Source organism: Texcoconibacillus texcoconensis (genome assembly GCF_014202575.1).
Classification (GTDB): Bacteria; Bacillota; Bacilli; order Bacillales; family Salisediminibacteriaceae; genus Texcoconibacillus; species Texcoconibacillus texcoconensis.
In genome coordinates, this window is the sequence record NZ_JACHHB010000005.1 from 144,787 (window position 1) to 170,286 (window position 25,500).

The 25,500-nt window shown below is 39.3% G+C and carries 28 protein-coding genes and 1 riboswitch; of the genes, 17 read left to right on the forward strand and 11 right to left on the reverse strand.

Annotated elements, in window-relative coordinates; translation table 11 throughout:
* Nucleotides 1–13 precede the first annotated feature (13 nt).
* The 3 genes from HNQ41_RS07060 to HNQ41_RS07070 all read right to left on the reverse strand — a co-directional run bounded on the left by HNQ41_RS07060 (nucleotide 14) and on the right by HNQ41_RS07070 (nucleotide 2,448).
* Nucleotides 14–709, reverse strand: a complete 696-nt coding sequence (locus tag HNQ41_RS07060; protein ID WP_184663721.1) for a CoA transferase subunit A — start codon at nucleotides 707–709, stop codon at nucleotides 14–16.
* A gap of 298 nt (nucleotides 710–1,007) precedes the next feature.
* On the reverse strand, nucleotides 1,008–1,733 hold the full coding sequence (locus HNQ41_RS07065; RefSeq protein WP_184663722.1) for an urease accessory protein UreH domain-containing protein: 726 nt from the start codon (nucleotides 1,731–1,733) through the stop codon (nucleotides 1,008–1,010).
* Nucleotides 1,734–1,842: 109 nt separating this feature from the next.
* Nucleotides 1,843–2,448: a response regulator transcription factor gene (locus HNQ41_RS07070; protein ID WP_184663723.1), complete on the reverse strand. Its 606-nt coding sequence runs from the start codon at nucleotides 2,446–2,448 to the stop codon at nucleotides 1,843–1,845.
* Nucleotides 2,449–2,694: 246 nt separating this feature from the next.
* Here HNQ41_RS07070 and HNQ41_RS07075 point away from each other — a divergent pair, with 246 nt between their 5' ends.
* Genes HNQ41_RS07075 through cydS form a run of 3 tightly spaced genes read left to right on the forward strand, consistent with a single transcriptional unit; the run spans nucleotide 2,695 to nucleotide 5,239 of the window.
* The gene (locus HNQ41_RS07075; protein WP_184663724.1) at nucleotides 2,695–4,056 is read left to right on the forward strand and encodes a cytochrome ubiquinol oxidase subunit I; all 1,362 of its coding nucleotides are present in this window, start codon (nucleotides 2,695–2,697) and stop codon (nucleotides 4,054–4,056) included.
* A 6-nt stretch (nucleotides 4,057–4,062) separates the two neighbouring features.
* Nucleotides 4,063–5,091, forward strand: coding sequence for a cytochrome d ubiquinol oxidase subunit II (locus HNQ41_RS07080; protein WP_184663725.1), 1,029 nt, complete (start codon nucleotides 4,063–4,065; stop codon nucleotides 5,089–5,091).
* A gap of 13 nt (nucleotides 5,092–5,104) precedes the next feature.
* Nucleotides 5,105–5,239 (forward strand): cytochrome bd oxidase small subunit CydS family protein, encoded by a 135-nt coding sequence (cydS, locus tag HNQ41_RS16760; RefSeq protein WP_281393985.1) that lies wholly within the window; start codon nucleotides 5,105–5,107, stop codon nucleotides 5,237–5,239.
* A gap of 56 nt (nucleotides 5,240–5,295) precedes the next feature.
* Here the strand turns inward: cydS and HNQ41_RS07085 are convergent, their stop codons facing one another.
* Nucleotides 5,296–6,153, reverse strand: coding sequence for a polysaccharide deacetylase family protein (locus HNQ41_RS07085; RefSeq protein ID WP_184663726.1), 858 nt, complete (start codon nucleotides 6,151–6,153; stop codon nucleotides 5,296–5,298).
* A gap of 660 nt (nucleotides 6,154–6,813) precedes the next feature.
* Between HNQ41_RS07085 and HNQ41_RS07090 the strand changes: the two genes are divergently transcribed.
* Nucleotides 6,814–7,080: a stage VI sporulation protein F gene (locus HNQ41_RS07090; protein ID WP_343043338.1), complete on the forward strand. Its 267-nt coding sequence runs from the start codon at nucleotides 6,814–6,816 to the stop codon at nucleotides 7,078–7,080.
* 143 nt (nucleotides 7,081–7,223) lie between these two features.
* On the opposite strand, the gene HNQ41_RS07095 is transcribed toward HNQ41_RS07090, so the two are convergent.
* Both HNQ41_RS07095 and HNQ41_RS07100 read right to left on the reverse strand, forming a co-directional pair.
* Nucleotides 7,224–7,487 (reverse strand): CGCGG family putative rSAM-modified RiPP protein, encoded by a 264-nt coding sequence (locus tag HNQ41_RS07095; RefSeq protein ID WP_184663728.1) that lies wholly within the window; start codon nucleotides 7,485–7,487, stop codon nucleotides 7,224–7,226.
* Between the two features lie 20 nt (nucleotides 7,488–7,507).
* Nucleotides 7,508–8,398 (reverse strand): NAD-dependent epimerase/dehydratase family protein, encoded by an 891-nt coding sequence (locus tag HNQ41_RS07100; RefSeq protein WP_184663729.1) that lies wholly within the window; start codon nucleotides 8,396–8,398, stop codon nucleotides 7,508–7,510.
* Between the two features lie 359 nt (nucleotides 8,399–8,757).
* On the opposite strand from HNQ41_RS07100, the gene HNQ41_RS07105 reads away from it, so the two are divergent.
* The 7 genes from HNQ41_RS07105 (at nucleotide 8,758) to HNQ41_RS07135 (ending at nucleotide 14,498) form a co-directional block, all read left to right on the forward strand.
* The gene (locus HNQ41_RS07105; RefSeq protein ID WP_184663730.1) at nucleotides 8,758–9,678 is read left to right on the forward strand and encodes a substrate-binding domain-containing protein; all 921 of its coding nucleotides are present in this window, start codon (nucleotides 8,758–8,760) and stop codon (nucleotides 9,676–9,678) included.
* A gap of 5 nt (nucleotides 9,679–9,683) precedes the next feature.
* Nucleotides 9,684–10,529, forward strand: a complete 846-nt coding sequence (locus HNQ41_RS07110; protein WP_246421532.1) for an ABC transporter substrate-binding protein — start codon at nucleotides 9,684–9,686, stop codon at nucleotides 10,527–10,529.
* Between the two features lie 31 nt (nucleotides 10,530–10,560).
* Complete coding sequence (locus tag HNQ41_RS07115; RefSeq protein ID WP_184663732.1) at nucleotides 10,561–11,259, forward strand: ABC transporter permease; 699 nt, start codon at nucleotides 10,561–10,563, stop codon at nucleotides 11,257–11,259.
* Nucleotides 11,256–12,008, forward strand: coding sequence for an ABC transporter ATP-binding protein (locus HNQ41_RS07120; RefSeq protein WP_184663733.1), 753 nt, complete (start codon nucleotides 11,256–11,258; stop codon nucleotides 12,006–12,008). Before HNQ41_RS07115 ends, HNQ41_RS07120 begins: the two co-directional genes overlap by 4 nt.
* A 184-nt stretch (nucleotides 12,009–12,192) precedes the next feature.
* On the forward strand, nucleotides 12,193–12,588 hold the full coding sequence (locus HNQ41_RS07125) for a GntR family transcriptional regulator (RefSeq protein WP_184663734.1): 396 nt from the start codon (nucleotides 12,193–12,195) through the stop codon (nucleotides 12,586–12,588).
* Nucleotides 12,578–13,453, forward strand: coding sequence for an ATP-binding cassette domain-containing protein (locus tag HNQ41_RS07130; protein ID WP_343043339.1), 876 nt, complete (start codon nucleotides 12,578–12,580; stop codon nucleotides 13,451–13,453). Before HNQ41_RS07125 ends, HNQ41_RS07130 begins: the two co-directional genes overlap by 11 nt.
* Entirely contained in the window at nucleotides 13,443–14,498 is a 1,056-nt protein-coding gene (locus HNQ41_RS07135) for an ABC transporter permease (RefSeq protein ID WP_184663736.1), read from the forward strand. Before HNQ41_RS07130 ends, HNQ41_RS07135 begins: the two co-directional genes overlap by 11 nt.
* 281 nt (nucleotides 14,499–14,779) lie before the next feature.
* Here HNQ41_RS07135 and bioB read toward each other — a convergent pair whose 3' ends face one another.
* Nucleotides 14,780–15,781: a biotin synthase BioB gene (gene bioB / locus HNQ41_RS07140; RefSeq protein ID WP_184663737.1), complete on the reverse strand. Its 1,002-nt coding sequence runs from the start codon at nucleotides 15,779–15,781 to the stop codon at nucleotides 14,780–14,782.
* A 414-nt stretch (nucleotides 15,782–16,195) separates the two neighbouring features.
* Here bioB and treP point away from each other — a divergent pair, with 414 nt between their 5' ends.
* From treP to splB, 5 genes are all read left to right on the forward strand, one after another.
* Nucleotides 16,196–17,599, forward strand: coding sequence for a PTS system trehalose-specific EIIBC component (gene treP / locus HNQ41_RS07145; RefSeq protein WP_184663738.1), 1,404 nt, complete (start codon nucleotides 16,196–16,198; stop codon nucleotides 17,597–17,599).
* A gap of 240 nt (nucleotides 17,600–17,839) precedes the next feature.
* The gene (locus tag HNQ41_RS07150; protein ID WP_184663739.1) at nucleotides 17,840–19,510 is read left to right on the forward strand and encodes an ABC1 kinase family protein; all 1,671 of its coding nucleotides are present in this window, start codon (nucleotides 17,840–17,842) and stop codon (nucleotides 19,508–19,510) included.
* Nucleotides 19,511–19,512: 2 nt separating this feature from the next.
* Nucleotides 19,513–19,836, forward strand: a complete 324-nt coding sequence (locus tag HNQ41_RS07155; RefSeq protein WP_184663740.1) for a phasin family protein — start codon at nucleotides 19,513–19,515, stop codon at nucleotides 19,834–19,836.
* A 99-nt stretch (nucleotides 19,837–19,935) separates the two neighbouring features.
* Nucleotides 19,936–20,175 (forward strand): transcriptional regulator SplA domain-containing protein, encoded by a 240-nt coding sequence (locus HNQ41_RS07160; RefSeq protein ID WP_184663741.1) that lies wholly within the window; start codon nucleotides 19,936–19,938, stop codon nucleotides 20,173–20,175.
* Between the two features lie 114 nt (nucleotides 20,176–20,289).
* On the forward strand, nucleotides 20,290–21,318 hold the full coding sequence (gene splB, locus HNQ41_RS07165) for a spore photoproduct lyase (RefSeq protein ID WP_184663803.1): 1,029 nt from the start codon (nucleotides 20,290–20,292) through the stop codon (nucleotides 21,316–21,318).
* A 32-nt stretch (nucleotides 21,319–21,350) separates the two neighbouring features.
* On the opposite strand, the gene HNQ41_RS07170 is transcribed toward splB, so the two are convergent.
* The 4 genes from HNQ41_RS07170 to HNQ41_RS07185 form a co-directional block, all read right to left on the reverse strand.
* On the reverse strand, nucleotides 21,351–21,956 hold the full coding sequence (locus HNQ41_RS07170; protein ID WP_184663742.1) for a YkoF family thiamine/hydroxymethylpyrimidine-binding protein: 606 nt from the start codon (nucleotides 21,954–21,956) through the stop codon (nucleotides 21,351–21,353).
* Nucleotides 21,957–22,061: 105 nt separating this feature from the next.
* Nucleotides 22,062–22,161: riboswitch (TPP riboswitch) on the reverse strand.
* A 73-nt stretch (nucleotides 22,162–22,234) separates the two neighbouring features.
* Entirely contained in the window at nucleotides 22,235–22,789 is a 555-nt protein-coding gene (locus tag HNQ41_RS07175; protein ID WP_184663743.1) for a GNAT family N-acetyltransferase, read from the reverse strand.
* Nucleotides 22,790–22,814: 25 nt separating this feature from the next.
* Nucleotides 22,815–23,021, reverse strand: a complete 207-nt coding sequence (locus tag HNQ41_RS07180; protein WP_184663744.1) for a zinc ribbon domain-containing protein — start codon at nucleotides 23,019–23,021, stop codon at nucleotides 22,815–22,817.
* A 24-nt stretch (nucleotides 23,022–23,045) separates the two neighbouring features.
* The gene (locus HNQ41_RS07185; RefSeq protein ID WP_184663745.1) at nucleotides 23,046–24,896 is read right to left on the reverse strand and encodes a serine hydrolase domain-containing protein; all 1,851 of its coding nucleotides are present in this window, start codon (nucleotides 24,894–24,896) and stop codon (nucleotides 23,046–23,048) included.
* Nucleotides 24,897–25,126: 230 nt separating this feature from the next.
* Between HNQ41_RS07185 and HNQ41_RS07190 the strand changes: the two genes are divergently transcribed.
* Nucleotides 25,127–25,336: a hypothetical protein gene (locus tag HNQ41_RS07190; RefSeq protein WP_184663746.1), complete on the forward strand. Its 210-nt coding sequence runs from the start codon at nucleotides 25,127–25,129 to the stop codon at nucleotides 25,334–25,336.
* Nucleotides 25,337–25,500 lie beyond the last annotated feature (164 nt).

Below are 25,500 nucleotides of genomic sequence, written 5' to 3' on the forward strand. Positions count from 1 at the left end.
CCTTCCCCTCTCATTACTTGCTGTCTGCAACGGTTTTTCGTTCAATCCGTTTTTCTTGTTCCCCAACAATCAACTCATCAACATAAATGCTTGGCGTATGAACAGCAGCAGGGTCTAGATCCCCTGGTTTAACGAGGTTTTCTACTTCAGCAATCGTTAGTTCACCAGCAGCTGCAATCATCGGATTAAAGTTACGGGCCGTTTTGTTGTAAATTAAATTTCCGTATGTGTCTCCATATTGCGCCCGTACAAGACTAAAGTCTGCCTTAATGGCGTGTTCTAACAAGTATTCTTGATTATCAAATGTACGAACTTCTTTTCCTTCAGCTATTTTTGTTCCGACACCAGCTGGCGTATAAAATGCAGGAATTCCTGCCCCACCTGCACGAATTCGTTCTGCTAAAGTCCCTTGAGGTACGAGTTCAACCTCCAATTCACCAGCTAATACTTGACGTTCAAATTCTTTATTTTCACCAACATACGATGCAACGATGCGATCAATTTGTTTTTTCTTTAACAGTAAACCTAATCCCCAATCGTCAACACCACAATTGTTTGAAACAATTGTCAATCCTTTGACACCAGAACGTTGTAATGCTTGGATCAACCCTTCAGGAATACCACACAACCCAAAACCTCCCACGAGTAGCGTTGCACCATCTTGAATCGGAGCAACAGCTTCATCGAACGACGTGTGTACATGCTTCATCATAATTCCCCCTTTCATCTGATACCGGACGGGTGTGATTTTTTGAAATAAGACGCCCGAGATACATAGCCAAGACGATAATCGATGACTCATCACCTTTTTGATGCTTGACCGTCTACTCGATACTTACGAAACAAAATGGAGAAATATACACGTAACCGACTTCTGATTGTCCGAAGAAAAGACTGTTACAAAAAATTGATAACAAATCATTCACTTATCCGTTAGAAAGACACAAAAAAAGTGCCTCAAAAATCAGTTTTATACCAACGTTTGAAACACCCTCTTTTTTCTCTATTTACCAAAATGTCAAAATATCCATAACCCCAATAAAAATCATCATACCTCCAGCAACCTTTTGAACAACCATTCCGAGCTTACGTCCCTTCTTCATGACACCTCCACTAAAGCCTAAATACCAAATGACCCCAATAACAATAAGGAATGGAATTGAGGTTCCAACCGCAAATATACTTGGTAAAATTGCACCGTAAGATGTTGACAATACTAGTGGCATTAACGTCATAAAGAACAATAAAAACATCGTAGGACAAAATGCTAACGAAAAACTAAAACCTAGTAAAAAAGCACCCCATTTTCCTTCTTTTTTCATTTCATTTTGCTTCCATAAATTCAATGTCCAATGCATTCGAATGAGCCCGAGCATATATAAACCGATCAAAATTAACATCGGCCCAATCAATCGCCTTATCCATGGAAAAAATTCAGTCAGAGACTGTTGAAACTCTTGTCCAAGTAACCATACGATGAAACCAATCCCTGAAAAAGCGACGATTTTACCTAGTACATAAAAAGACGTATCCCACCCAGAAATGCCTTTATTGACAGATTTCGTTCCGTACAAAGTGATCGCACTAATATTACCCGAAAACTGACATGGTGCCAATGCACCAACGACGCCTAATAAAAACGCTGCTAAAATCGGGATATTTTCAAACTGATTAGCTGCATTCAGAAATGGTTCACGAAAAAAATAGCTAATTTGATCGACCAATTCAAACATGATATATTCCCCATTTTTTAAACTTCTTATTCATTAAAACTAGTCTATCATGTCGAAAGTAAACTAGAAATAAGCATAGCTAACATAATTATCGATGGTTATTAAACAACTAAAAATTAATTAATCCTATTTCCTTTGCCTTAGTAATCCACTCTTTTTTCGTCTTCACACCTAGTTTTTTACGAATGTTTCTGCGGTGATTTTCTACGGTTTTTGTTGCGATGTTATATATGTCCGCTATTTCATTTATTGTATATCCATATACAGTCAACCTGAAAACTTCTTTCTCACGCTGTGTAAGATTGTTTTCTGTAGAACGAAAGCGATATCGATCTAAATAAAATACTTTTTCTCCATCATGAATTTTTTGTAAATCATCAATCGCCTCATCAAGTGACACACGTTTTTCTAAAAACCCATCAGCTCCTGCCATATACGCTTGTTTTTCCATCTCTTGGTTGTCATCACGACTTGTAACAATAATGCGATGGTGTGTCGGTATTGACCGAAGTTGTTGCACAGCGCCAAATACATCGCCTCCCCCCTCTAATTCCACATCCAAAAAAATAATATCAAATGTGTAACGATGAACTTGTTCATATAAATGACTAAAATGATCAACAGAAGTAAGTGCCTCAACCGTAAATAGATCGTTTAACAATTGGGAAAGTCCATAACGAAAGACAGCCTCAGAATCTGCCAAAATAATTTTCATCGCCCTCAACCTTTCTTCATTTTTCCAATTTTTAAGTTTTCATTTAAAATGTCAATATTTTTGTCAAAAAATCATCATTTTTTGTTCACTCATTCGCAACAAATATCTCCTATACTAGGTGTTAACCCCTATATTACTGTTTTGTGTGATTTTATACAATGCCATTAAGTACAACTTTGTTTTACTACAAAAACAGTCGATGATCAAAAGAATGAACATAACTTTAAAAGAAAAGAGGGATGAAGCGTGTTTGAATACGATCCGGTGTTATATAGTCGGATTTTAACGGCTATAACACTATCTTTTCACATTATTTTTGCGACAGTAGGGGTCGGTGCACCGCTAATGATCGCCATTGCTGAATGGATGGGGATCAAACGTAATGATCCGCATTATACACTGTTAGCAAGACGTTGGGCGCGCGGTTTTGTCGTCGTCGTTGCCGTCGGCGTCGTAACCGGTACAGCCATTGGCTTACAACTCAGTTTGCTTTGGCCAAACTTTATGCAAGCAGCTGGCCATACGATTGGCCTCCCATTATTTATGGAAGTTTTTGCGTTTTTCTTTGAAGCGATTTTCTTAGGTATTTATTTATACACATGGGATCGCTTTAAGAGTAAAATGAAGCATTTCTTACTCGTTATTCCAGTCGTCATCGGTGCGACAGCTTCAGCGTTCTTTATCACAACCGTCAACGGCTTTATGAATACACCGTACGGGTTCGATTTGGTTGATGGTGTTCTAACGAATGTGAGTCCGCTACAAGCGATGTTTAACCCTGCAACACCAACGAAAGTATCGCACGTAATTATTACATGTTATTTAACGACTGCATTTATCTTAGCGGCGATTGCAGCATTTAAATTAATGCGTGGAAGCAATCATATTTACCATAAAAAAGCACTCCATATGACAATGGTTACAGGTGCTGTGTTTGCGATTGCTACTGCTGCAATTGGTGACTTGTCCGGAAAGTTTTTACACGAATATCAACCAGAAAAATTAGCAGCAGCTGAATGGCACTTCGAAACGACATCTGAAGCGCCTCTTGTCTTAGGTGGCGTTTTGACAGAAGATAATGAAGTCAATTATGCGTTAGAAATTCCTTATGCATTAAGTATCTTAGCTGGGGGAACAACTGGTGAAGAAGTAATCGGTTTGAATGAATTTCCTGAAGAGGAATTACCCCCACTCTTTGTCCATTACTTGTTTGATATCATGGTTTTCATCGGTATGTATTTACTCCTTGTGTCGGTAGCATTTGTCTTGATGAATTGGCACAACCGCTTTAATCCAATCAAACGGTTTAATGGGTTCAGTAACAAAATGTTATGGGCGATCGCAGCTGGAGGACCGATTGCCATGTTAGGAACGCAATCGGGGTGGTTCTTCGCTGAAATCGGACGACAACCTTGGATTATTAATGGGGTTATGACCGTTAGCGAAGCAGCAACATCATCACAGCATGTTGATATCATGCTCGTCCTTTTCTCTATTTTATACGCCATTTTAGGTGTTACGAGCTTCATTGTACTTCGTAGAATGTTCAAGCATTATCCAGTTGAACACGAGCTCGTTGAACGCGGGATTGAAAGAGAGGGGGCTTAATCAGTTATGAGTTATGAATTGATAGGTATTACCGTTCTTTGGACGTTTTTATATGGTTATTTGATTGTTGCATCAATCGACTTTGGCGCAGGATTTTTCAGCTATTACAGCAGAATCACGAACAACAAACATAAAGTACACCATATGATTCAACGTTATTTGTCGCCTGTTTGGGAAGTAACGAATGTTTTCCTCGTATTCTTCTTTGTTGGAATCGTCGGATTTTTCCCTGACACAGCGTACTATTATGGATCAGCGCTTTTAATACCGGGGAGTATTTCGATCATTTTAATCGCCCTTCGCGGGTCATACTATGCATTTGCGACCTACGGTTCAAAGGACAGTCACCTATATACGTTTTTGTATGGGGGAACAGGCCTATTAATCCCTGCTTCCCTCACAACAGTTCTCACGGTTGCTGTTGGAGGCTATGTTTCCGTTGAAGAAAACCATGTTCAACTGCTGTATGGCGAGCTCTTTACGAGTATTTATTCCTGGAGCGTCGTCGCATTAGCGATCGTTAGTGTCTTATTTATCTCTGGTAGTTTTATGACTTTCTATGCTCACAAAGCCGGTGACCAACCCGCGCTAGATTTGTTAAGAAAATATGCATTGGCTTGGTCTTTTCCTACGATTATCGCTTGTGTAATTGCATTTTTCGGAATGAATCAACGCAATCCATCGCACTTTCAAAATATGACAGATTTATCATGGTTGTATGGACTTTCTGTCGTATTCTTTTTGGCTGCGGTAATACTCATTTGGAAACGAAAACGATATGGCCTTGCTTTTATCTTTGTGATGTTACAATTTGCAACTGCATTTTTTGCATACGGGGCAGCTCACCTTCCGTACCTATTGTATCCACATTTAACAATCTATGACGGCGTGACTAATGACGCTATGGCCATTTCTTTGATCATTGTATTCATAGCAGGATTGTTGTTATTGATTCCATCGCTTTATTTACTCATGCGCCTATTTTTATTTGATACGAATTACGTTAAAGGGCATGAAGCAGACAAAAAAGCATAGGGAGGAATTGCACATGGACATGAGCTGGTTTCTCATCATGATCGCATCACCACTTATATTAATTGCCTCAATTGCCTTTCCATTTATTTGGGGCGCTAAAGCAAAAACACCTGATTGGTTAAAGGAAGAGGAAAAACAAAAACAATAAAAACAAAGTCCCGGAAGTATACAAGCTCTTGTTCTTCCGGGACTTTTTGTTCATAATTATTCCGCTTTCTCAGCTGGAATATTAAGTAGCTCAGAAACAGTAACAAATTCATAACCTTGCTCTTGCAATTCAGGGATGATGCGGTCAAGTGATTCGATCGTATTCGTCAAATCTTGTTCTTCAACACCACCATCGTGCATCAAAATAATCGCACCAGGGTGCGTATTATCAACGACATTACTCGTAATTTCATCGACAGGAAGTTCTTGCCAATCCAAAGAATCAACAGTCCAGCCGATCACGTTATACTGTAAATCCGCTAATTCTTCGACAAGCTTTTCGTAAAGGAAACCATATGGTGGGCGGAACAGGCTTGTCCGTTTCCCAGTTATTTCTGCGATTTGGTCCTCTGTTTTAGTTACTTCGTTTACAAGTGTATCCACGCTTCCTTCTTCAACAAGATCAGGATGCCAATATGTGTGGTTTCCAATATCATGTCCTTCTTCTACAATTCGTCTCGCAAGATCTGGGTTAGCTTCTGCTCTTGCTCCCATGAGAAAAAAAGTAGCAGCTGCATTATGTTCATTTAACTTTTCCAAAACACCAGGTGTAAAACGAGGGTCAGGACCATCATCAAAGGTGATTGCGACCTTTTTTTCCGCCCACGGACCACTTAAAAATACAGTATCAGGGTATAGTTGTTGCAACAGTGTTTGGGGAACTGGTTCTTGAATACGATTTTCATATTCCGAACCCCCCCTTAAATCAGGTAATTCTTCTGTTTGTTCCTCTTCATCGTTTCCCCACCAAGATTGTTCAACAGCATCATTGGCAAGCACATTTGTTAACCCAATCGCTTGAAGGCCGATGAAAAGAGCCATCACAAACAGTAACTTGGACAAAGTCCTCTTCATTTTTGCCAACTCCTTCATTTTGTAGTCCATGAATAGTTTCTATAACCATGAATCTTTTATTCGCCCATCGCGAAAATAATTAAAAATATATTCAAACATGCGATTTTGCATAAGAAAAAGACGGAGACATTCACTTCTCCGCCATAAAGAAATACCGATCAAAATTCTCTTTTACCATTGTAGGTAAGGGGAGATAGGCCCGAACCAAGGGTGAAATCCATGCCCGTGATGAGTCCAGTGAGGATGCCAGTGATGGTGTTGCCATGGATAGTGCCCTCCATGATGCCCTCCATGATGCCATCCGTGATGTCCATGGTGATCATGCCATGGGGTGTGATGCATATATCCGTAATGATAATGCCCTGTTGGATGATGCGGGTGATGGCCCCATAACATATGCGGGTGATGGTGATAGAACATGGGTGGTTCTCTCCTTTCTTCCTTTCCTTTCACTAGCTACTCTATGCAAATACCTAATATTTGTGCGCTTCATGCCCAATTCATCTGACATGTACGAATGAAATTTCTTTTGATTTTTCTCCTGAATACTACTAGTCGCCCAAACGTCTGCAGTGTTTATGCATATAGTTATTTTATAGGACGGAAAGGAAAGCCATATGACTTTTTCCGGAAAAAATGAGGAATAGGAGGAGACGTACTGTGAGTAACAACCCATTTTTTAAAAACTTCGAGAAAAAAACAGGCGTCAACATGGATGAAGTGAAAAAATTAGCTGAGTCCGTCAAAGATTACGATTTAAAGGATGAAGAAAACGTAAGAGATTTAATCCAACAAGTAGGTAGTTTAGCCAACAAACCGGTTTCCAAAGAAGTTGAGGATGAATTGATTCAAAAGATTATGAACGATTCAGGATCCATTGACTTTAATACAGTCAGCCAAATGATGAATAACAAAAAGAAAGATTAACATGCTACTTTAAACCAAGGGGGTCCCCCCTTGGTTTTTTATTTGCTTAAAATCAACTTTTACGTCGTATGAGCGATTATTTCTTTTAAAAAGTCGACCACAAACCTTTTATTGTTAGTCGACTTTACGAAATGGTCATTTCTTTAGTATTTGATTGTCACACGTAACACGTGCCCACCACACCCACACTGATCAATATAGGACACGCTTACCGCCTCTCTAAAACGGTCTTTAACTCTCTCTCCAAGGTAAGACTCAGGATTTCCAAACGCACTCGGAGTTACTAAGTTGACATAGCAACCTGGCGCAGTCTCTTCAACAGCCTTCAATCCATCTTCTATAACGAGCGCTTTGTCTTGATCATGTGGTTCGTGTTCTAAATCAATGGACCAATTTTTGTTTTTCACGTGATTATCCCTCTCCCTGATTATTTTTCAGCAGCGAGGAGCTTGTGGATAAGCGGAGCTAACCAGCGATTCAGTGGTTGAAAACAATAGCCAGATGCCTCAGCGACAGAAACATCTTGATAAATTGATTTCGGAAAATTAAATGGTGATTCCGCTTCCGTTTCTTTAGAATCGACAACCGCAGCTTGATGTTCACTTCCACCTTCAATAATAGCTAGTAAATGATTTAATGTGATTTGGTCAGGGGCTGAACTGTTGACAGGTCCTGTTAAATCATTTGTCCCAATCCAACATAAAAATTGCGCTAAGTCATCAGAACCTACAAAGGATAACTTAGTATTTAGATAATCAATACCAATCGGTTCACCTTTTAATATTTTACGTACGTGAAAATGGAGGCGCTCTGTATAATCATCTTCCCCTAAAACGATAGGTGGACGCACCATGGTGACTGGAAAGCTAGCCTTTTGAGCAAAAAACGCTTCAGCTTGTCGTTTTCCTTCACTATATGAAAACGCCTCTTGCCCACCTGAACGAATTGGATACGAAAACGGATCAAAGTCTTTTTCACATTTCAGCGGTTGATCGTCTATATCATAAACTGACAAAGAAGATGTAAACACATACTTGCCTACTTGTCCTGCAAACAAATCACATGCAATTTGTGCTTCATAAGGAGAAAAGCAAACTTGATCATAAATAACATCCCATTTGGTTAATGATTTTGCAAAAACGGTCTCCATGGATAATTGGTTGGCACGATCGACTGTTATTCGTTCTATGCGGTTCCCAAAATCATCTCGTTGTTTGCCCCGCGTTGCAATTGTCACTTCATCCCCATTAGCTAAACATTTTTCAACGAGCCGTTTACCGAAAAACCTAGTGCCACCGAATATAAGGACTTTACTCACTATAAATTCCTCGCTTTCTTTCACAGTAACATGACCATACTTTGTCATTGATGATGAAAATCACAATCAGGAGAAATCACTTTACGAATGTATAACCATGTGAAGTATAGCACAACCTCCCCTTCTATGACAGCGCCCACTCTCTAAACAAACCTTAACGAAACTCAACAAAACCAAATGAAAATTAACTGGAATGTGTGCAAAGTCACAGAATCAAACATGCTCATTATTTTATCATGGTTTTTGTGAGCATTGATCGTTGCTTTATATATCACATTCAGGTTCGCTTTAAATGCAAAAAAACATAAAACAATATGGCTAACAACGAGATCTTAAATGAGTAAAGGAGGGATTAGAAATTGAATCAACCTATATATACACCTGATGATATCGCTTCACTTTTACAAATATCTAAACATACCGTTTATGAGTTAATTAAGCGGGGTGAATTAGAAGCTTTTAAAGTTGGCAACAAAATGCGTATTGAAGCAACTGCTTTTGAGTCATATAAAAAGCGCCAACGAATAGGTGGACAAACAAATCAAGCTACTTCTGAAAACCATTTAATTTTAACTGGAAGTCACGACCTGTTACTTGAAAAATTTATCCATCTGGCATCTAGTTATTCAAAAGAAAGTTTGCAGATACAATCGGCTTTTACCGGTAGTCTCGAAGGGTGCATGTCTTTATACCGAAACGAAGCAAACGTATGTTCACTTCATTGGCTTGATGAGTCAACAAATACTTACAATGTCCCTTTAGTAGAACGCTTTTTCATGAATGAACCGATTACAGTTGTTCATTTCGCCAAACGAGCCCAAGGTCTCATCACCACCAAAGAAAATCCGAAACAAATTGAATCATTTTCTGATTTAACGAGAGATGATGTCACATTCGTCAATCGACAGCGGGGTTCAGGAACGAGAAGTTTGCTAGATACACATCTTGCAAAACAAGGGATCGACCCTTCATGCATTAGTGGTTACGATGATGAAGAAGTCAACCACTTTGCAACAGCGACGAAAGTAAAAACAAACGAAGGCGATGTAACGTTAGGCATTGAAGCCGCAGCCAAACAACTTGATTTGAACTTCATCCCTCTTGTTGAAGAACAGTTTGACCTCGTGATCAAGTGGAACGATAATTCCTCACAAAAGCTACAAGCTTTATTGGACACTTTGCAAAATGAACAGCTTATTGATGTTTTGAAAACATTTGAAGGGTACGACCTCGAGAAATCAGGACAAATTCTGTACCAAACAACAAAAACAAAGGTATGAAAAACATGAAAAAATCTTTATTAGCGATATGTTCTATTCTTTTTTTAACTGCTTGTCAAGCAGAAGGTGAAACAACGGATTCAAACGAAGCAAACCAAAATGAAATGGATGAAATGATTTTAGCGACAACAACGAGCACGTATGATAGCGGGTTACTTGATGAACTCGTTCCACAGTTCGAAGATGAAGAAAACGTGAATGTAAAAATCATTGCCGTAGGTACAGGACAAGCTTTAGAAATGGGAGAACGTGGAGAAGCTGACTCCCTACTCGTACATGCCCCAGATGCTGAAAAAGAACTTGTTGAAGGTGGCAGTGCTATCAATCGTCAATACGTGATGTATAATGACTTTGTCTTTTTAGGGCCTGAAGAAGACCCAGCCAATGTTAGCGACCTCGATATTGCTGAAGGATTTCAAGCCATTCATGAAGCTGACGTACCATTCTTCTCCCGTGGTGATGACTCTGGTACACATAAAAAAGAACGATCTATTTTGGAAAAAGCAGATGTAGAGACGGACTTCTCCAATTATGAAGAGTCTGGCCAGGGTATGGGCGATACATTACGAATCGCTGCAGAACGCGCCGGGTATATTTTGACCGATCGTGGAACGTACCTTTCTTTAGAAGAACAGTTAGAGACGCTAGATATCGTGATTGAAGGAGATGAAGTTTTAGAAAACCCTTATCACGTGATGCAAGTCAATCCTGATGAATTTGATATGGTCAATGGTGAAAAAGGTGAAGCCTTTGTAGAATTTTTGTTAACTGAGGAGATCCAAGATATCATTGAGGTCTTTGGAACCGAAGAATATGGAGAACCTCTCTTCTTTCCCGTTGCAAATGAGTAATCATAGATTTTAATGAGAGGATATTACCACCATGGAGTTAATTGTTTCTGGATTAAGTGAAGCTTTCCGCATGATTATTGAGTTGGACCGCGACATTTTTGATATCACTTGGCTCACTTTACGTGTGTGCATTTTAGCGACGCTCATTAGTATGATCATCGGGATCCCTTTAGGAATGCTGCTAGCGTTAAAGCATTTTATTGGCCGGCGATTCCTTATCGTTTTAGCACAAGCTGGAATGGGCCTCCCTCCTGTCGTCGCTGGCTTATGGGTAACGATTTTCCTATGGCGCTCGGGTCCTCTTGGCTCAATACAATGGTTGTTTACACCGACTGCGATCGTGATAGCCCAAGTCGTCGTATCGTTGCCAATTATTATATCGCTTACTTATGCTGCTTTACAGCGTTTAGATCCTCAGTTGAAAAAACAACTAAAAGCACTCGGACCGACTCGCTTGCAATATGGGTGGTTCTTATTAAGGGAAGCACGATTTGGGATTGTCGCTGCTGTTATGGCTGGGCTTGGTAGAGTATTAGCTGAAGTTGGTGCAGCACAGATGGTTGGCGGTAATTTACTAGGCGATACCCGCATTTTAACGACGGCGATGGTCATGGAAGTATCACGCGGGAATTTCGATGTTGCCTTTGCTCTATCGTTTATCCTCATGACGATTGCTTTTCTCATCACGTTTTTATTAACGTATTTTCAACAAAGGCAGGTAATTAGATGACACTTCTACAGTTAGAGGCCATCTCTTATCAGAAACAAAATAAAATGATTTTGCAAGTTGATGAACTCTCGCTCAAACGCGGTGATCATATTGGCATTATCGGTCCTAATGGTGCTGGAAAAAGTACGTTACTCAACATTTTAGCAATGCTCGAGCCACCGACATCAGGTACAATTACGTTTGATGGCATGAAAATAAACCCGAATAAAATCCCTATTTCTTTACGTCACCGTACTGCATCGGTATTTCAACATTCTCAACGTTTTGATATGACCGTATTTCAAAATGTTGCGCTCGGTTTAAAGATCAAAGGAATTGCTAAAAATGAACGCGAGCAACGCGTGCACGAATGGCTCACACGTTTTCGAATCGATCATCTATCAAATGAGCATGCGTACAACCTTTCCGGTGGTGAAGCACAACGGATGAATTTAGCACGTGCGTTTGCTTTAGAGCCTGAAGCGTTATTTATGGACGAGCCTTTCTCCGCATTAGATGCACCAACGAAAGCTTCCTTGATGTATGAGCTAAAATCCATCTTACGCGAACGCGATATAACCGCGATTTTTGTCAGTCACGACTTATTAGAAATCGAAGCAATGAGTGAAAAACTAGCAGTAATCATAGACGGTAGAATCATTCAAAAAGGAAATGTTCGAGACGTACTGAACGCCCCTTCTGATATTGCCGCTCCTTTTCTTCATGCATGGAATCAATTAAAACAAGGCCTTGACCCTGGGGTGCAATAACCCTGGTCGAGGCTTTTTCTTATTTGTGTTTCCCCCATCCCTTCTCACAAACCAACTTATTCCCTAAGTTCATCGAAATACGTTCTTGACGAAATGATAAATGATGGTTAAACTTCAAGTGTACTATGACATATAATACACATAATACAGATAACTCATTCTTTTATCACAAGGAGGTGAACCAATGCTTTTGAACATTGATCCAAAAAGTGTCACTCCTCTTTATGAACAAGTCATACAACAAATTAAAGAACTTTGTGCTCGGGGCGTACTATCCCCAAATGAAAAGCTTCCTTCTGTACGAGAGTTATCCGCACAGATGCTGATTAATCCAAATACAGTCAGTAAAGCTTACCGTGAGTTAGAAAGGCAAGGTGTCATTGTTTCAATTCATGGTAGGGGCACTTTTATATCTGAAGATTTCATTTCCGAACAAACCCCTGCACAACGCGAAAAGATTAAAAATGAATTAAAACAACTCGTCATTGATAGCTACTATGCGGGGGTTCAAAAAGAAACGTTATTTTCTTGGCTTGAGGATTTTTATGAGGAGATTGGAGGAGAAGATGATGAAAGTTGAACGTATAACAAAAGTTGTTCAAAAAGAAACGATTTTGAACGATATCAACTTTAATGTTGAGTTAGGGCATATTATCGGTGTTGTCGGAAGAAATGGCGTTGGTAAAACAACATTACTTAGAACAATGGTCGGCATTTTATTACCTACCAATGGTGATGTGATGATCGATGAAGCAAGCATTTTCAAACAACCTGCCAAAAAACAAGATGTCATGTTTGTCCCTGATTCACCAGAAGCTTTGAAACAGTATTCTACAAATGAAATCGTGCGTATTTACGAAGCGACGTATCATCGTTTTGATCGCAATTATTTTTACGAACTAATGGAACGTTTCTCCCTTCCTACAGTGAAAAAAATTACTCACTATTCTAAAGGAATGAAAGCACTATTTTCACTTATACTCGCTTTTTCCACTCGTGCTAAATACATTTTGCTCGATGAACCGACAGACGGGCTAGATGTCATCGTGAAAAAACAGATTCTACAGTTTCTGATTGAGGAAGTCGCAGATGGAGATGTATCAATCATCATTTCCTCCCACCGTTTAGATGAGTTGGAATTTATGTGCGATGAAATTATTTTAATGAAAGACGGTTCGATTGAAAGCCATTATGAGCTAGCTGAAATGAAAACAATGTACAAAAAAGTTCAAGTCGTTTTTGAAAAAGAAATGCCTGCTGATGTTACCAAACATGTCAATATTCTCAATCAAACGGGACGTGTGTACACACTTATCATTGATCAAAGTGATGAAGAAGCAGAACAAGTTATCGCGAATCATCAACCTGTCTTGTTTGAAGAATTACCGATTTCACTTGAAGATTTATTCGTCACAAAACTTGGAGGTGATTCTGATGTTTCATAAAGCGCTTTGGCTTTGGAATTGGAAACAAACGCGCATTATGTTAGGGATTATGTTCGTCGTATTATTCATGTCCTTCCCTTTCTATGCCTTAGTTTCAATGGAAGGTTGGCGAGATCGTATTGAAAGAATAGATCGTTATACAATCGCTGACATTACCGCAAGGGATATTTACAATGTATTTGTCAATCCTGGTTCTGGTGTTTTTATGGTTTTTGTCCTCGTGATTTTGGCAGGGATGATGATTGGTTTAGAGCGCAACACACGCAAACACGATTTTTTACTTTCCTGGCCTTTCCACCGACGAGACATTTTCTTTTCAAAATGGTTGATGGGGACACTTGCGATCATAACCTTCTTCGTTTTTAATGTTGGCTTGGCTTATATCATTGTCTCTAACTCTGAATTTGCACCGATTTTAAATGATATACAAATGACGAGTGACTTGATTGTTCGCTTGATAGGTTTTATTCTTTTCTTCACCTTTGCTTTACTCATCGGTACAATTGCAGGTGAAATGATTTCTCAAGTTATTTTAACGCTCATATTCTCTGTTTTGCCATTTGGTTTGATCATCTTAATTGATGAAGGTTTACGAATTCATACAAGCACCACGACTTCTAACCTTATTAATTATTATGAATGGATCAGCTACATTACACTGCCGTACTATATGGTATTGGAAAGACCTTATCAAAGCGACCTTAGTATGTATGAACCGTTTATTTTAGAAACGTTCATCGTTATCACTGGTACCGTCATTTTTCTCATCCTCGGTATGTTTCTTTATGAACGAAATAAGGTAGAACACAACGGTGAGTTTCTTATTTTTAAGTTGTTACAACCTGTGTTAAACACAGGGATCGTCGTTTGTTTTGGGTTACTAGGGGGCATGTTCATCAGAAGTTTCATCCCTTTTCAGCTATCAAACGGAAGTCTTTTCGGAATCTTTTTGTACTGGATTGGTTTCAATCTTTTTGCCTTTTTCGCCTATTTACTTGTTCGACGTTTGCAACGAATGAATATCACATTAAAAAGCAAAACGTAACAAAAAAGGGAGGCTTGCTTCTTGGCAACAAGTAAGCCCCCTTCAAGGAATAAGGTAAGGGGTCAAACGGACATGTGATCCCTTATTTGTGAAAAAATACAGCTTTTTCAAGGGAACGAGGACACTCGTTCCGCTATTTAGCAGCAAGATAACAAAATCTTAGTCATTTTCAATCAATAGCGGAACACATGTCCACAAACACATAAAAATCGGAAATATTCACTAAAATAACGGAATACATGTCCGCGTCCCCTATTTTCTTCCTCCTACATATCTTAGGACTATAAGGCACACTCTTCAATTTCAAAGCCTAGGTCTTCAATCATTTTATGATCATCAAACGCTTCTTGTCCCTCTGTCGTTAAATAATCACCAACAAAAACTGAATTTGCAGCGTAAAGTGCTAAAGGTTGTAACGTACGTAGACTTAACTCTCTTCCCCCTGAGACACGAATCTCTTTTGACGGGTTTAAAAATCTCATTAATGCAAGTACTTTGAGAGCCTTCATCGGTTTCGTACGTTGTAAATCGCCCAAAGGCGTTCCGGATATCGGGTGGAGAAAGTTAACTGGAATCGAGTCGACATCTAACTCTCTTAGCGCATAGCCTGTTTCGACGATTTGCTCATCTGTCTCTCCCATACCGATAATACAGCCTGAACACGGTGACATCCCTGATGATTTCGCATGTTCAACAGTATCTACACGATCGTCATAAGTATGCGTAGATGTGATCGCTGAATGGTGGTCTTTATGCGTATTAAGGTTATGATTATAACGATGCACCCCTGCTTCAGTTAATCGATCTGCTTGTTCCTTTTTGAGTAACCCGAGGCATGCACAAATTTTTAGCGGCATCTCTTCTGTAATTTCCTCAACCGCTTCAATCACCTGATCTAATTCTTTGTCCGTTGGTCCACGACCACTAGCAACGATACAATATGTACCCGCTTTTCGATTCATCGCTTCTTTTGCTCCTGACACGAGCGTTTCTTTATCTAAAAACGTATACTTTTCAATAGGTGAATCAGAGACAATTGATTGAGAACAATAGCCACAATCCTCTTGGCATAAGCCACTTTTGGCATTAATAATCATGTTTAATTTTACTTTTTTCCCATAATAATGCTTTCGGACATGAAAAGCCGCTTGTAATATGGGGAGAACTTCATCATCGTCGGCTTGTAAAACTTCCAATCCTTCTTCAATTGTTAACTGCTCCCCCTTTAACACCTTTGCGGCAAACTCCCCCCATCTCCGTTGTGAAACAATATTAAGTGACATGCTCCCACCCTTTCGTTAACTAATTTTAAAATTAGGTTAACATTGCAAGCTGTTAATGACAATATATTTCTGAATTTTCAACCCTTTCACTAAATAGGGGAACTGAAAATTTTATAATAATTTCAAAATTCGTAAATAACACACCTGAACCAAAAAATAAACAAGAAAATGTTTCAACCTCTTGTCAATCTTGTATATACAAGGTAGAATTATGTCGTAACTTGTCTATACAAACTATTGTGAATGCGTTTATCTTACTGAACTGCCCATCATACATAATTTTTTTGAATGATATACACAGTACTGTTTAATAATAACGATGGATATCATCTTGTTCGGTGATGTAAATGCATTCCACATTTTAGACCAACGTTAATTTACCTTAAATGAAAACGCTGACAGGAGGGTTTCGTTGTGGCAAAATACACACAACAAGTTGAACAAATCCTCGCCGCCATTGGCGGGGAAGAAAACGTGCAAACAGCAACGCACTGTGTTACACGCCTTCGCTTCGTATTAAAAGATGACTCTGTCGTCGATACTGAAGCGATAGAAGAAATAGACATCGTGCAAGGCTCCTTTGCAACAAATGGGCAATTCCAAGTCATCATTGGACAAGGTACTGTCGATACTGTCTATAAAGAAATGGTTGCTCAAACCAATATCGGTGAAGCATCAAAAGATGATGTCAAAGAAGCGTCCGCTGAGAACCAAAATTGGTTCAAACGATTTGTTAAAATGCTTGCTGACATTTTCATACCAATCTTACCTGCTATTGTAACCGCCGGTTTATTAATGGGTATTAACAACATTCTCACAGCTCCTGGCATCTTCATGGAAGAGGCTGTTGTTGAGGTATATCCTCAGTGGGGTGACTTTGCTGATATTATCGATTTAATCGCAAACGCTGCCTTTACATTTTTACCAGTCTTAATCGGTTGGTCGGCAATGAAACGATTTGGTGGTAGTGAATTATTAGGTATTGTGCTCGGTTTAATTCTCGTTCACCCTGATTTATTAAATGCTTGGGCATATGGGGATGCCGCAGCAGAAGGTGAAATCCCTACGTGGAACTTATTTGGCCTTGAAGTCAACCAGATTGGTTACCAAGGACAAGTTTTACCGGTTCTTGTATCAGCTTACGTATTAGCAAAAATTGAACTGGCCTTATCAAAACGAGTGCCTGATGCAATTAAAATGCTCGTCGTTGCACCGATTGCGTTGCTCGTTACTGGTTTCCTTGCATTCATTATTATTGGACCTGTTACATTTGCTGTCGGTAATGGTATTACTGCATTCTTCATGACAATCTTTGATACAGTCCCTGCAATTGGTGGTCTCGTTTACGGTCTCCTTTATGCACCACTTGTTGTCACAGGTATGCACCATACATTCTTAGCCGTAGACTTACAATTGACTGCTGGTGGTGGCGGAACATTCTTATGGCCGATTCTGGCGCTTTCCAATATTGCTCAAGGATCCGCTGCACTTGCGATGATGTTTGTTTCCCGTGATGAAAAATTACGTGGTTTATCTGGTACATCTGCGATTTCTGCATACCTAGGTATCACCGAACCTGCCATGTTCGGGGTAAACATTCGCTTTATGTATCCATTTATTTGTGCCATCATTGGAGCAGCGACTGCCTCTGTGTTTATTACAATGAATGGCGTCCTTGCATCTGCGATTGGTGTTGGTGGTTTACCTGCATTCTTGTCAATTTTCCCACAAGATTGGGGTCCATTTTTCATCGGTATGGCGATCGCGATTATCATACCATTTGCTCTTACTTACTTTTACGGTAAATTCAAAAAATAAATTCGCTAACAAAGGAGTGGCACTTGCCACTCTTTCTTGTTTATCTACTCACTCTATTGCGTTACACCGTACCAGCCTCCCCCCATAGCTGTTCCATGCTTTCAATGATATGTTTTCAAATTTCACCTTCAAATTATTAAAATTTCTAGAATATCGAGAATTTCTGACATACATTTATGAATAAACGGGAATAGGTAGGTGTATGATTGAACGTTCAACGTTATTCACGGAGGTGACGCTATGAAAAATCTCTCCATTTACCGCATTAGCGTCATTATTACCATGTTCATCAAGTTTGTTTTTAAAATCTATTGGTTCAATAAACGAAATCGAACGTGGGATGCAAATACGCAGGAAAAATGGAAACAATTGTTGAAGGGAATCGCAGAAGAGTATCGAGAAAAAGCCATTCATTTAGAAGGACTCTTAATTAAAGTTGGACAATTTTTAAGTACACGAGCCGATATCTTTCCTGAAGTATTTTTAAAAGAAATGGACGAACTCGTTGATCGTGTCCCCCCTGTTCCTTTTACAATTTCTAAACAAGTTTTAGAAAATGAATGGGGAAGAACGTACGATCATTACTTAAAAGACTTGAGCACATCACCGATCGCTTCCGCTTCCGTTGGCGAAGTTTATAAGGGAACACTACATAACGGTGAGAAAGTAGCAATCAAAATCCAGCGCCATAACATTAAAAAGATATTTAAAACTGACTTTAAGGCTTTACGTATTGTTGCCTGGATGACAAAGCGATTCACAAAAATCGCTAAAACGACAGACATCAATGTCCTCTATCATGAAATGGTTCATATCATTGGCAATGAGTTAAACTTTTCAAAGGAACTTCAAAATGCACATTATTTTCAAAGGAAATTTCAGCAACACGATGACATTTATGTTCCATCATACTATGACGATTTATCGACACAACATGTCCTTGTAATGGAATGGATAGAGGGGGCAAAAATTACCGACACGTCCTATCTCGATCGACATAATATCAATAGAAAGCAATTAGCAGAGCGCCTGTTTAAAGCTTTTGTCGAACAGACGATAGATGAAGGGAAATTTCATGCCGACCCTCACTCTGGAAATTTATTTGTAAATGAACACGGTCATGTCGTTTTAATTGACTTTGGCATGGTTGGCGAATTGCGTAATCAAGATGCCTACCACTTTAAAAAGTTGATTATCGAAGGGTTTGTTCTAGATGATTACGACCTCATTTTCGAACAATTAGAGGCATTAAATTTTTTACTTCCAAACACCGATAAAAGAAAACTAGAATCGATCTTGCGTAATGCTGTAGATTTTTACCTTGAAGAAGATTTACGCCGATTGGACCGGCACATGATCGAACAAATACTACGAGATATCCAAATTCTCGTTCGAGAGCAGCCAATACAACTCCCTGCTGAATTCGCCTTTTTAGGACGCGCAATCTCGAGTTGCCTCGGTGTATTAAGCATTGTCGATCCTGACGTTGATTTTATCGAGCTCGGAAAACCGGTCGTTCAAGAGTGGCTGGAAAACATTGATGATAATAATACAGATAAACTTCCATTTCATGTACTTAAAGAATCAGCAAAACCAATGCTTTCAATACCACGCAACCTTAACAGGTGGTTAGAATCGCCAAAGTACCAAAGACATTGGGATCAACAAAAACAAGCACAAAGATATACCCATCATACTTATCTTGTGAAAATGATCACCACGATTCTAATATTCTTAATGTCTTTTACATTCACTTTTATCGCTATTTTATTAGAACAAAAACTTTTTGCTTTTATAACAGGAAGTATTACTGTCATTTCTTCTCTGTCGGTGGCGCTAACGATGCGTTATCATAAAAAATGGATAAAACAAATTTCAAATTTGTCAACTAATCTAAAGGAGCGTGGATAATCATGAATGAACTCGTAAAAAAAGGATTCTTACTCGGTTTAGGAGCTGCTATTACTAGTAAAGAAAAAGCACAGAACTACCTAGATGATCTAGTCACCAAAGGGCAGATGACGCCAAAGGAAGCAGAAGATATGTTTGATTCGCTGATTAAAAAAGGAGAAGATAAGGAACAAGAATGGAATGAACAATCTAAAGAGAAAATGCGTTCTTTTTTACACGACATGAATCTTCCGACAAAGGAAGAAGTCGATGAACTAAAAAAACGTATTGCTACGTTAGAGGAAAAACTTCCCTCAAGTGAAAACGAACAGAAAGATCATGAATAGCGTAATTTCAGCCAGTCAGGAAATCCATCCTGCTGGCTTTTTTATGTATAACGAGCTAAAACACTTTCAAACTAAGCATATACAGAAAGGAGGTTCATCATGAACGACGAAAAATGGCAAGCTGGGGATTCTGTTTACGTCATCCAACGTAACCCTCATACACAGTCAGTCGCACAAATTCAAGAAGCGACGATTGTAGAAAGTCCTCATCAGCCTGGAGAACTATCTTTATTTTCTAGAGAAGAATATTATCCAATCAGTAAAGATCTCGCTGTTTTCTCTAATTATGATAAAGCAGCTGAAGTTTATGAAGATGTCTTCGGTTTTCCACACGAATAACACCTTTATTCCGTAGCTTATGAGGTGAAAAAGCTAAATGTCCAGCTAACATCTCATTTACTACTCAGTCGGCTAACAACACAAAAATCTTACTACTTAAAGAGGGTGTTTATCATCATTGAACCATTTATTCCACAACGGGTTTATATTGAACCACGTGCTTTAGAATACGATTTAGGAAGACAACTTCAAAACAAATTCGCTGAGATGGGCATTGAAATTCGACAAACGACTTCGCATAATCAAGTTCGCAATATTCCAGGTGAGAATGACTTACAAAAATATCGAAATGCAAAATCAACACTCGTCATCGGTGTTCGCAAAACGTTAAAATTTGATACATCAAAACCTTCAGCAGAATACGCGATTCCTTTGGCTACAGGCTGTATGGGACACTGTCAATATTGTTACTTACAAACAACGATGGGAAGCAAACCGTATATACGTACTTACGTGAATGTTGAGGAGATCCTCGATGCAGCCACAAAATATATGGAAGAACGCCTCCCAGAAGAAACACGGTTCGAAGCCGCCTGTACTTCCGATATCGTTGGTATTGATCACCTCACTCACTCGTTAAAACGAGCGATCGAATTTTTTGGTCAATCAGAAAAAGGGAAACTACGTTTTGTTACAAAGTATCATCACGTTGATCACCTTTTAGATGCAAAACATAACGGAAAAACGCGCTTTCGATTTAGCATCAACGCAGATTACGTGATTCGAAATTTTGAACACGGGACTTCTCCTTTAACAAAGCGAATAGAAGGAGCTGCGAAGGTCGCTGATGCAGGATACCCACTCGGTTTTATCATTGCTCCTATTTACTTACATGAAGGTTGGAAAGAAGGCTACGAGGATATGTTTCAGAAACTAGACAAACAGCTCCCACACGCCGCCCGTCGTGATTTAACATTCGAATTAATTCAGCACCGTTTTACAAAACCTGCAAAACGCGTGATTCAAAAAAATTATCCAATGACAAAGCTGGAATTAGATGAAGAGAGACGCAAATACAAATGGGGGAAGTACGGAATTGGAAAATATGTGTACCAAACGGATGAACAAGAAGAAATCGAATCTACGTTGACACGTCTTGTTCATTCCTATTTTCCAGAAGCGAACATTGAATATTTCACGTAAAAGCGGACGCATAATATGCATCCGCTCTTTCTTCATGATGTTTTCTGTTTCGACGGACTATTTGCCGATAACGTTGCCGTTAGTAGCAAGTGACCATTCTCATCTTGCTGGGCTGCTGTTACAAACATTTCTTCTAATGTTGCAAACACATCATGTACATTTCCATCAAGACGACTTGCATAATGAACCCCTTCTGTAAACGTACCGTGTTCTTGTGCTTTTTCTACAGCACTAGCAATGATTGGCATATAATTCTCTGTGCCCATCGGGTAAACAGCAAAGTGAGCAGAACTATCCATTGACGATTGGCGTTCTAATGGTATATTTAAACGTTCACCATCGACGTCCATATAAGCATGGCCTTGAGTATCTCCTGGACAACCGACAGAAAATGTTCCATTAAAAGCCACATGTACGCCAGTATCAGCAAGGCGCGCATATATCGCTCTTGTCACATCAAAAACATGTTCACTGCGTCCACGGATACAAGTTGTAATGTCGTCAGTTTCTGACCAAACCTTAGACATATCGACTTCATTTAAAGCTGTTAAAATCATTTCCTTAAAATCATCTGCCATCGGGTGAACAGAAAAACGACAACCAACGATCCGACTGTTTCCACAAGTTAACGATTCCATATTTCTCTCCTCCTTTTCCCACAAAAAAACTACATATCTAAAGGGATATGCAGTGAATCAACATATTGAATTTCTTCAAATGTTTAGATTGATGACAAGTAGTCAATATCATTCACCGCACTTCCCCACGCTAGCATAACCTAGTTCGGGTATTTAGGGTCACAGGATCACCTGTTTCTCAGCTTTCGCTCCCCTAGTGCGTATGCAGTATTTTCAATGTTGTAATGCCAGTTTAACGACGACTAAAAAATCTGTAAAGTCATACGAACCGAGCAACCTTAAGTACTCGTCAGTGGTTGCCAATCCTCTTTCAGTAAAGCATACGTACGATGGTCGACCCATCTGTTACCAATCCGCTCATTTTGCCTTTGCGTCCCTTCGTACGTAAAACCGAGTCGTTCTGGAATCGCCCAACTTTTCACATTATCTTCCGCTGCCTGAATGACAATGCGATTCAGGCGAAGTTCTCCAAACGCATAATCGATGAGCACCTTGACTGCTTTCGTAATCAACCCTTTACCTTGATATTGTTCACCTAACCAATAACCGATACTCGTTTTCATATTGATCCAATCAAATGCGTGGAAAGCGACAACACCTGCTACCGCTCCGCGATACAAAACCACGACGGTCATTCCAAACTGTCCCGCAAAATCTTGAAGCGTTGATTGAATGAACGCACGCGTATCGGCAATTGTTTTCGTATATTCAACCCAAGGAAGCCATTTCCCTAAATAAGAACGTCCTGTGTCCGTTAAATAAAACAATGCCTCTGCGTGCTTATATTGGAGTAATTCCAAAGAAGTGTCACGGTCAATTGGATACGTAAACATCTAGTCGCCTCCCTATATTTTGCTTTTAGCCACCGAAAAAGAAATCGATGACATTAGAAGCTGTCGTCGTTTCTCTGTTATAAAACTCCGAATAACCGCAATTTTTACAGTAGACAACGATAAAACGATTATGCTGTACATCAAATAATTTGGATAACCCTGTACCTGTAGTCGCAATTTCTTTCGTTTCTGCATCCCGCGTTCCACACTTAATACATCCTTTTTCTTCCATGATATTTCTCCTCCAACAAATATATTAGTAATGAAACCCTAGCAAATTCCAATAACTTAAAAACATAATAAAAAACATGGAAATGAACACATGAAAACCGAAAAAGACTCTCATCCACGCTTTCCCTTCATCATCTCGCCAACGTACAATCAGTGACGGAATAAGCAGAACAGACATCACTGCCCCTAATATGAGCATCAACAGACTAACAACTGTGAATGTTTGATGTTCATAAACTGTGCCAGTACCGATAATCCATAATACACTAGCTAATCCAGCGATGTAGAACAAGGATTGAATGAACGCAATCATATCACCACGTTTCAAGTGAGTCTTCTTACCTGTGTGACGTCCTTTACGGCGCACTTGACGTATGAAGCGAATGATGATTGATACCATCGTCGTGATAAACGTAAAGACACTAACTCCGATCCACAATAAGTGAGTCACCTGGCTTTCATGCCACGCTTGCTTATAGGCGACCGCCAGTGGTCGATTATCCAAAACTAATCGATCAATAGCTCCAAATTCATTCGTTGCAAAGGCGATTTGTTCCTTCCCGTCTTCTCTAATAAACAAATGTTCACCTGTTTCAAAAAACGTGTAACCATCAATCATCAGGCTTTCATTTCCTTCATTAACACGTACGGTTCTAAATAATAAATCCGATATTGCATGAAATGAACTGGATTCTGCACGATTCATCATATATGAGCCCGTATATTCACCGATAGATGGTTCCATTTCGTCATTTTTAACAGGATCAATAGCTGCATTTTCACTTTCAATGTATTTTTCAGTGACTTTTTCAAGTAAATCATCCCGCGCTTTTAAGCCTTCAGGATGATTATAAGAAACGAACACCCCTGTATTCGAATCATCGTGAACCGCAAGCAGACTTTGAAATGAATTTGACTCCCCTTCTTGTACGACCCAGCGCTCGCCATGAACATCCTTTTCATATAGACCATCCGTTAACCCTGGTAAGCGTTCGTCATGAGTAAACTGGGTTGTCAACATACGTTCAAGTGATGGTGTTGATAGAATCCCTTCCCGTTCGCCTAGAAACAGTTCAATCACCGAGACCATTGCTTCTGATGTTGCATATCCTCCATTAGCTGGTAACACATTCGACCACTCAGCGGGAACTTGTTCGTTGTTGTTTATATAACCAACACTTACAGACTCTGAATCTCGTGGCCTTTGACCAATATCGTACCCTTCTATATCTAACTGATTTAACACATTTTCTTCAATATATGATTCATACGACTGGCCTGATGCTTCTTCAATAATCTGGCCTGCTAAAGCAACACCATATTCTGAATACATCACTTCGCTACCAGGTTGTTGTATGACTGCTGGAGTAAACTCATGTAAATATTCAGATAAAGGCAACACGTGATCTTCATTTGACGTTGAGAGATTTTTCGTTTCTGCAAAACCACTTGTGTGATTCAATAAATGTTTAATCGTCACTTGCCTACCTGTGTCATCGAAAAGCCCATCGATGTCAAGGTGTCTTTGAACTGGCTCATTAAAACGAACTTCTCGTTCTTCAATGAGTTGTAGAAGGCCCACCCAAGTAGCCCATTGATGAAGTGACCCTAAATGAAACAATGTCTTATCACTTTGAACCTCTTGTTCATTTTCAATATCAGCCCATCCGGCTCCGATGTTCGCTATTGTTTCTCCTTCGTGATAGATCACAGCTGTGGCTCCTGGAATGCCATACTCATCAAGTTGCTTGTTAATCACTTCTTCCCAATCCAACTCATCCACGTTTTCATTGGCACTCAACTCCACCGGTGAGATGATCAATACGAACAACAGTGTCAAAAAAAAGAAGGTAATTGCTTGTCTTATCCTATTCATACTGTTTACTCCTTTTGTGTTCACAACATTGGTGTTTCTATTATCGTACCATAGCTTCCTTCTTCAATGCTTGCTGAGTCTATTAAAGATTTTTAACTGATATACCGCCCTTGATCAATTCGAGATATTCAAATCGAATAATGGGTAAACATCACTTTTTTCACCTATTACTATTACGTTCATTATGTTAAATTTGATGAAGAATACTCTTTCAGAGAGGGGGATTTCGGATGAATCCACGTATCCGCTTTATAAACATCATTTTATTTCTTTCGCTAACGTTCGGTATTATTTCCTCTATATTTACTCTCGAAGAATTCCGTTCATCTGATTTTTCTACTATGGCTTCGTCTCTGTCAACGACACTTATTTTCTTTGGAATCGCTGCGATTTTATACGGGATATTAGAAATCATTGAAAAATTGCAAAGCATTCAATAAGTAAACGATCAAGACATGACAAAAGACGATTGATTATGTCAAAGTAAATAGCACAAGCGTTAATACTAACGGATACAACTTGTGAGGTGCCAAACTGAAAAACATAGATGCATTCTCACATTGAGCCAAATCAGGAAGTTTATGAGTGAAACGTGGTCCGTTAT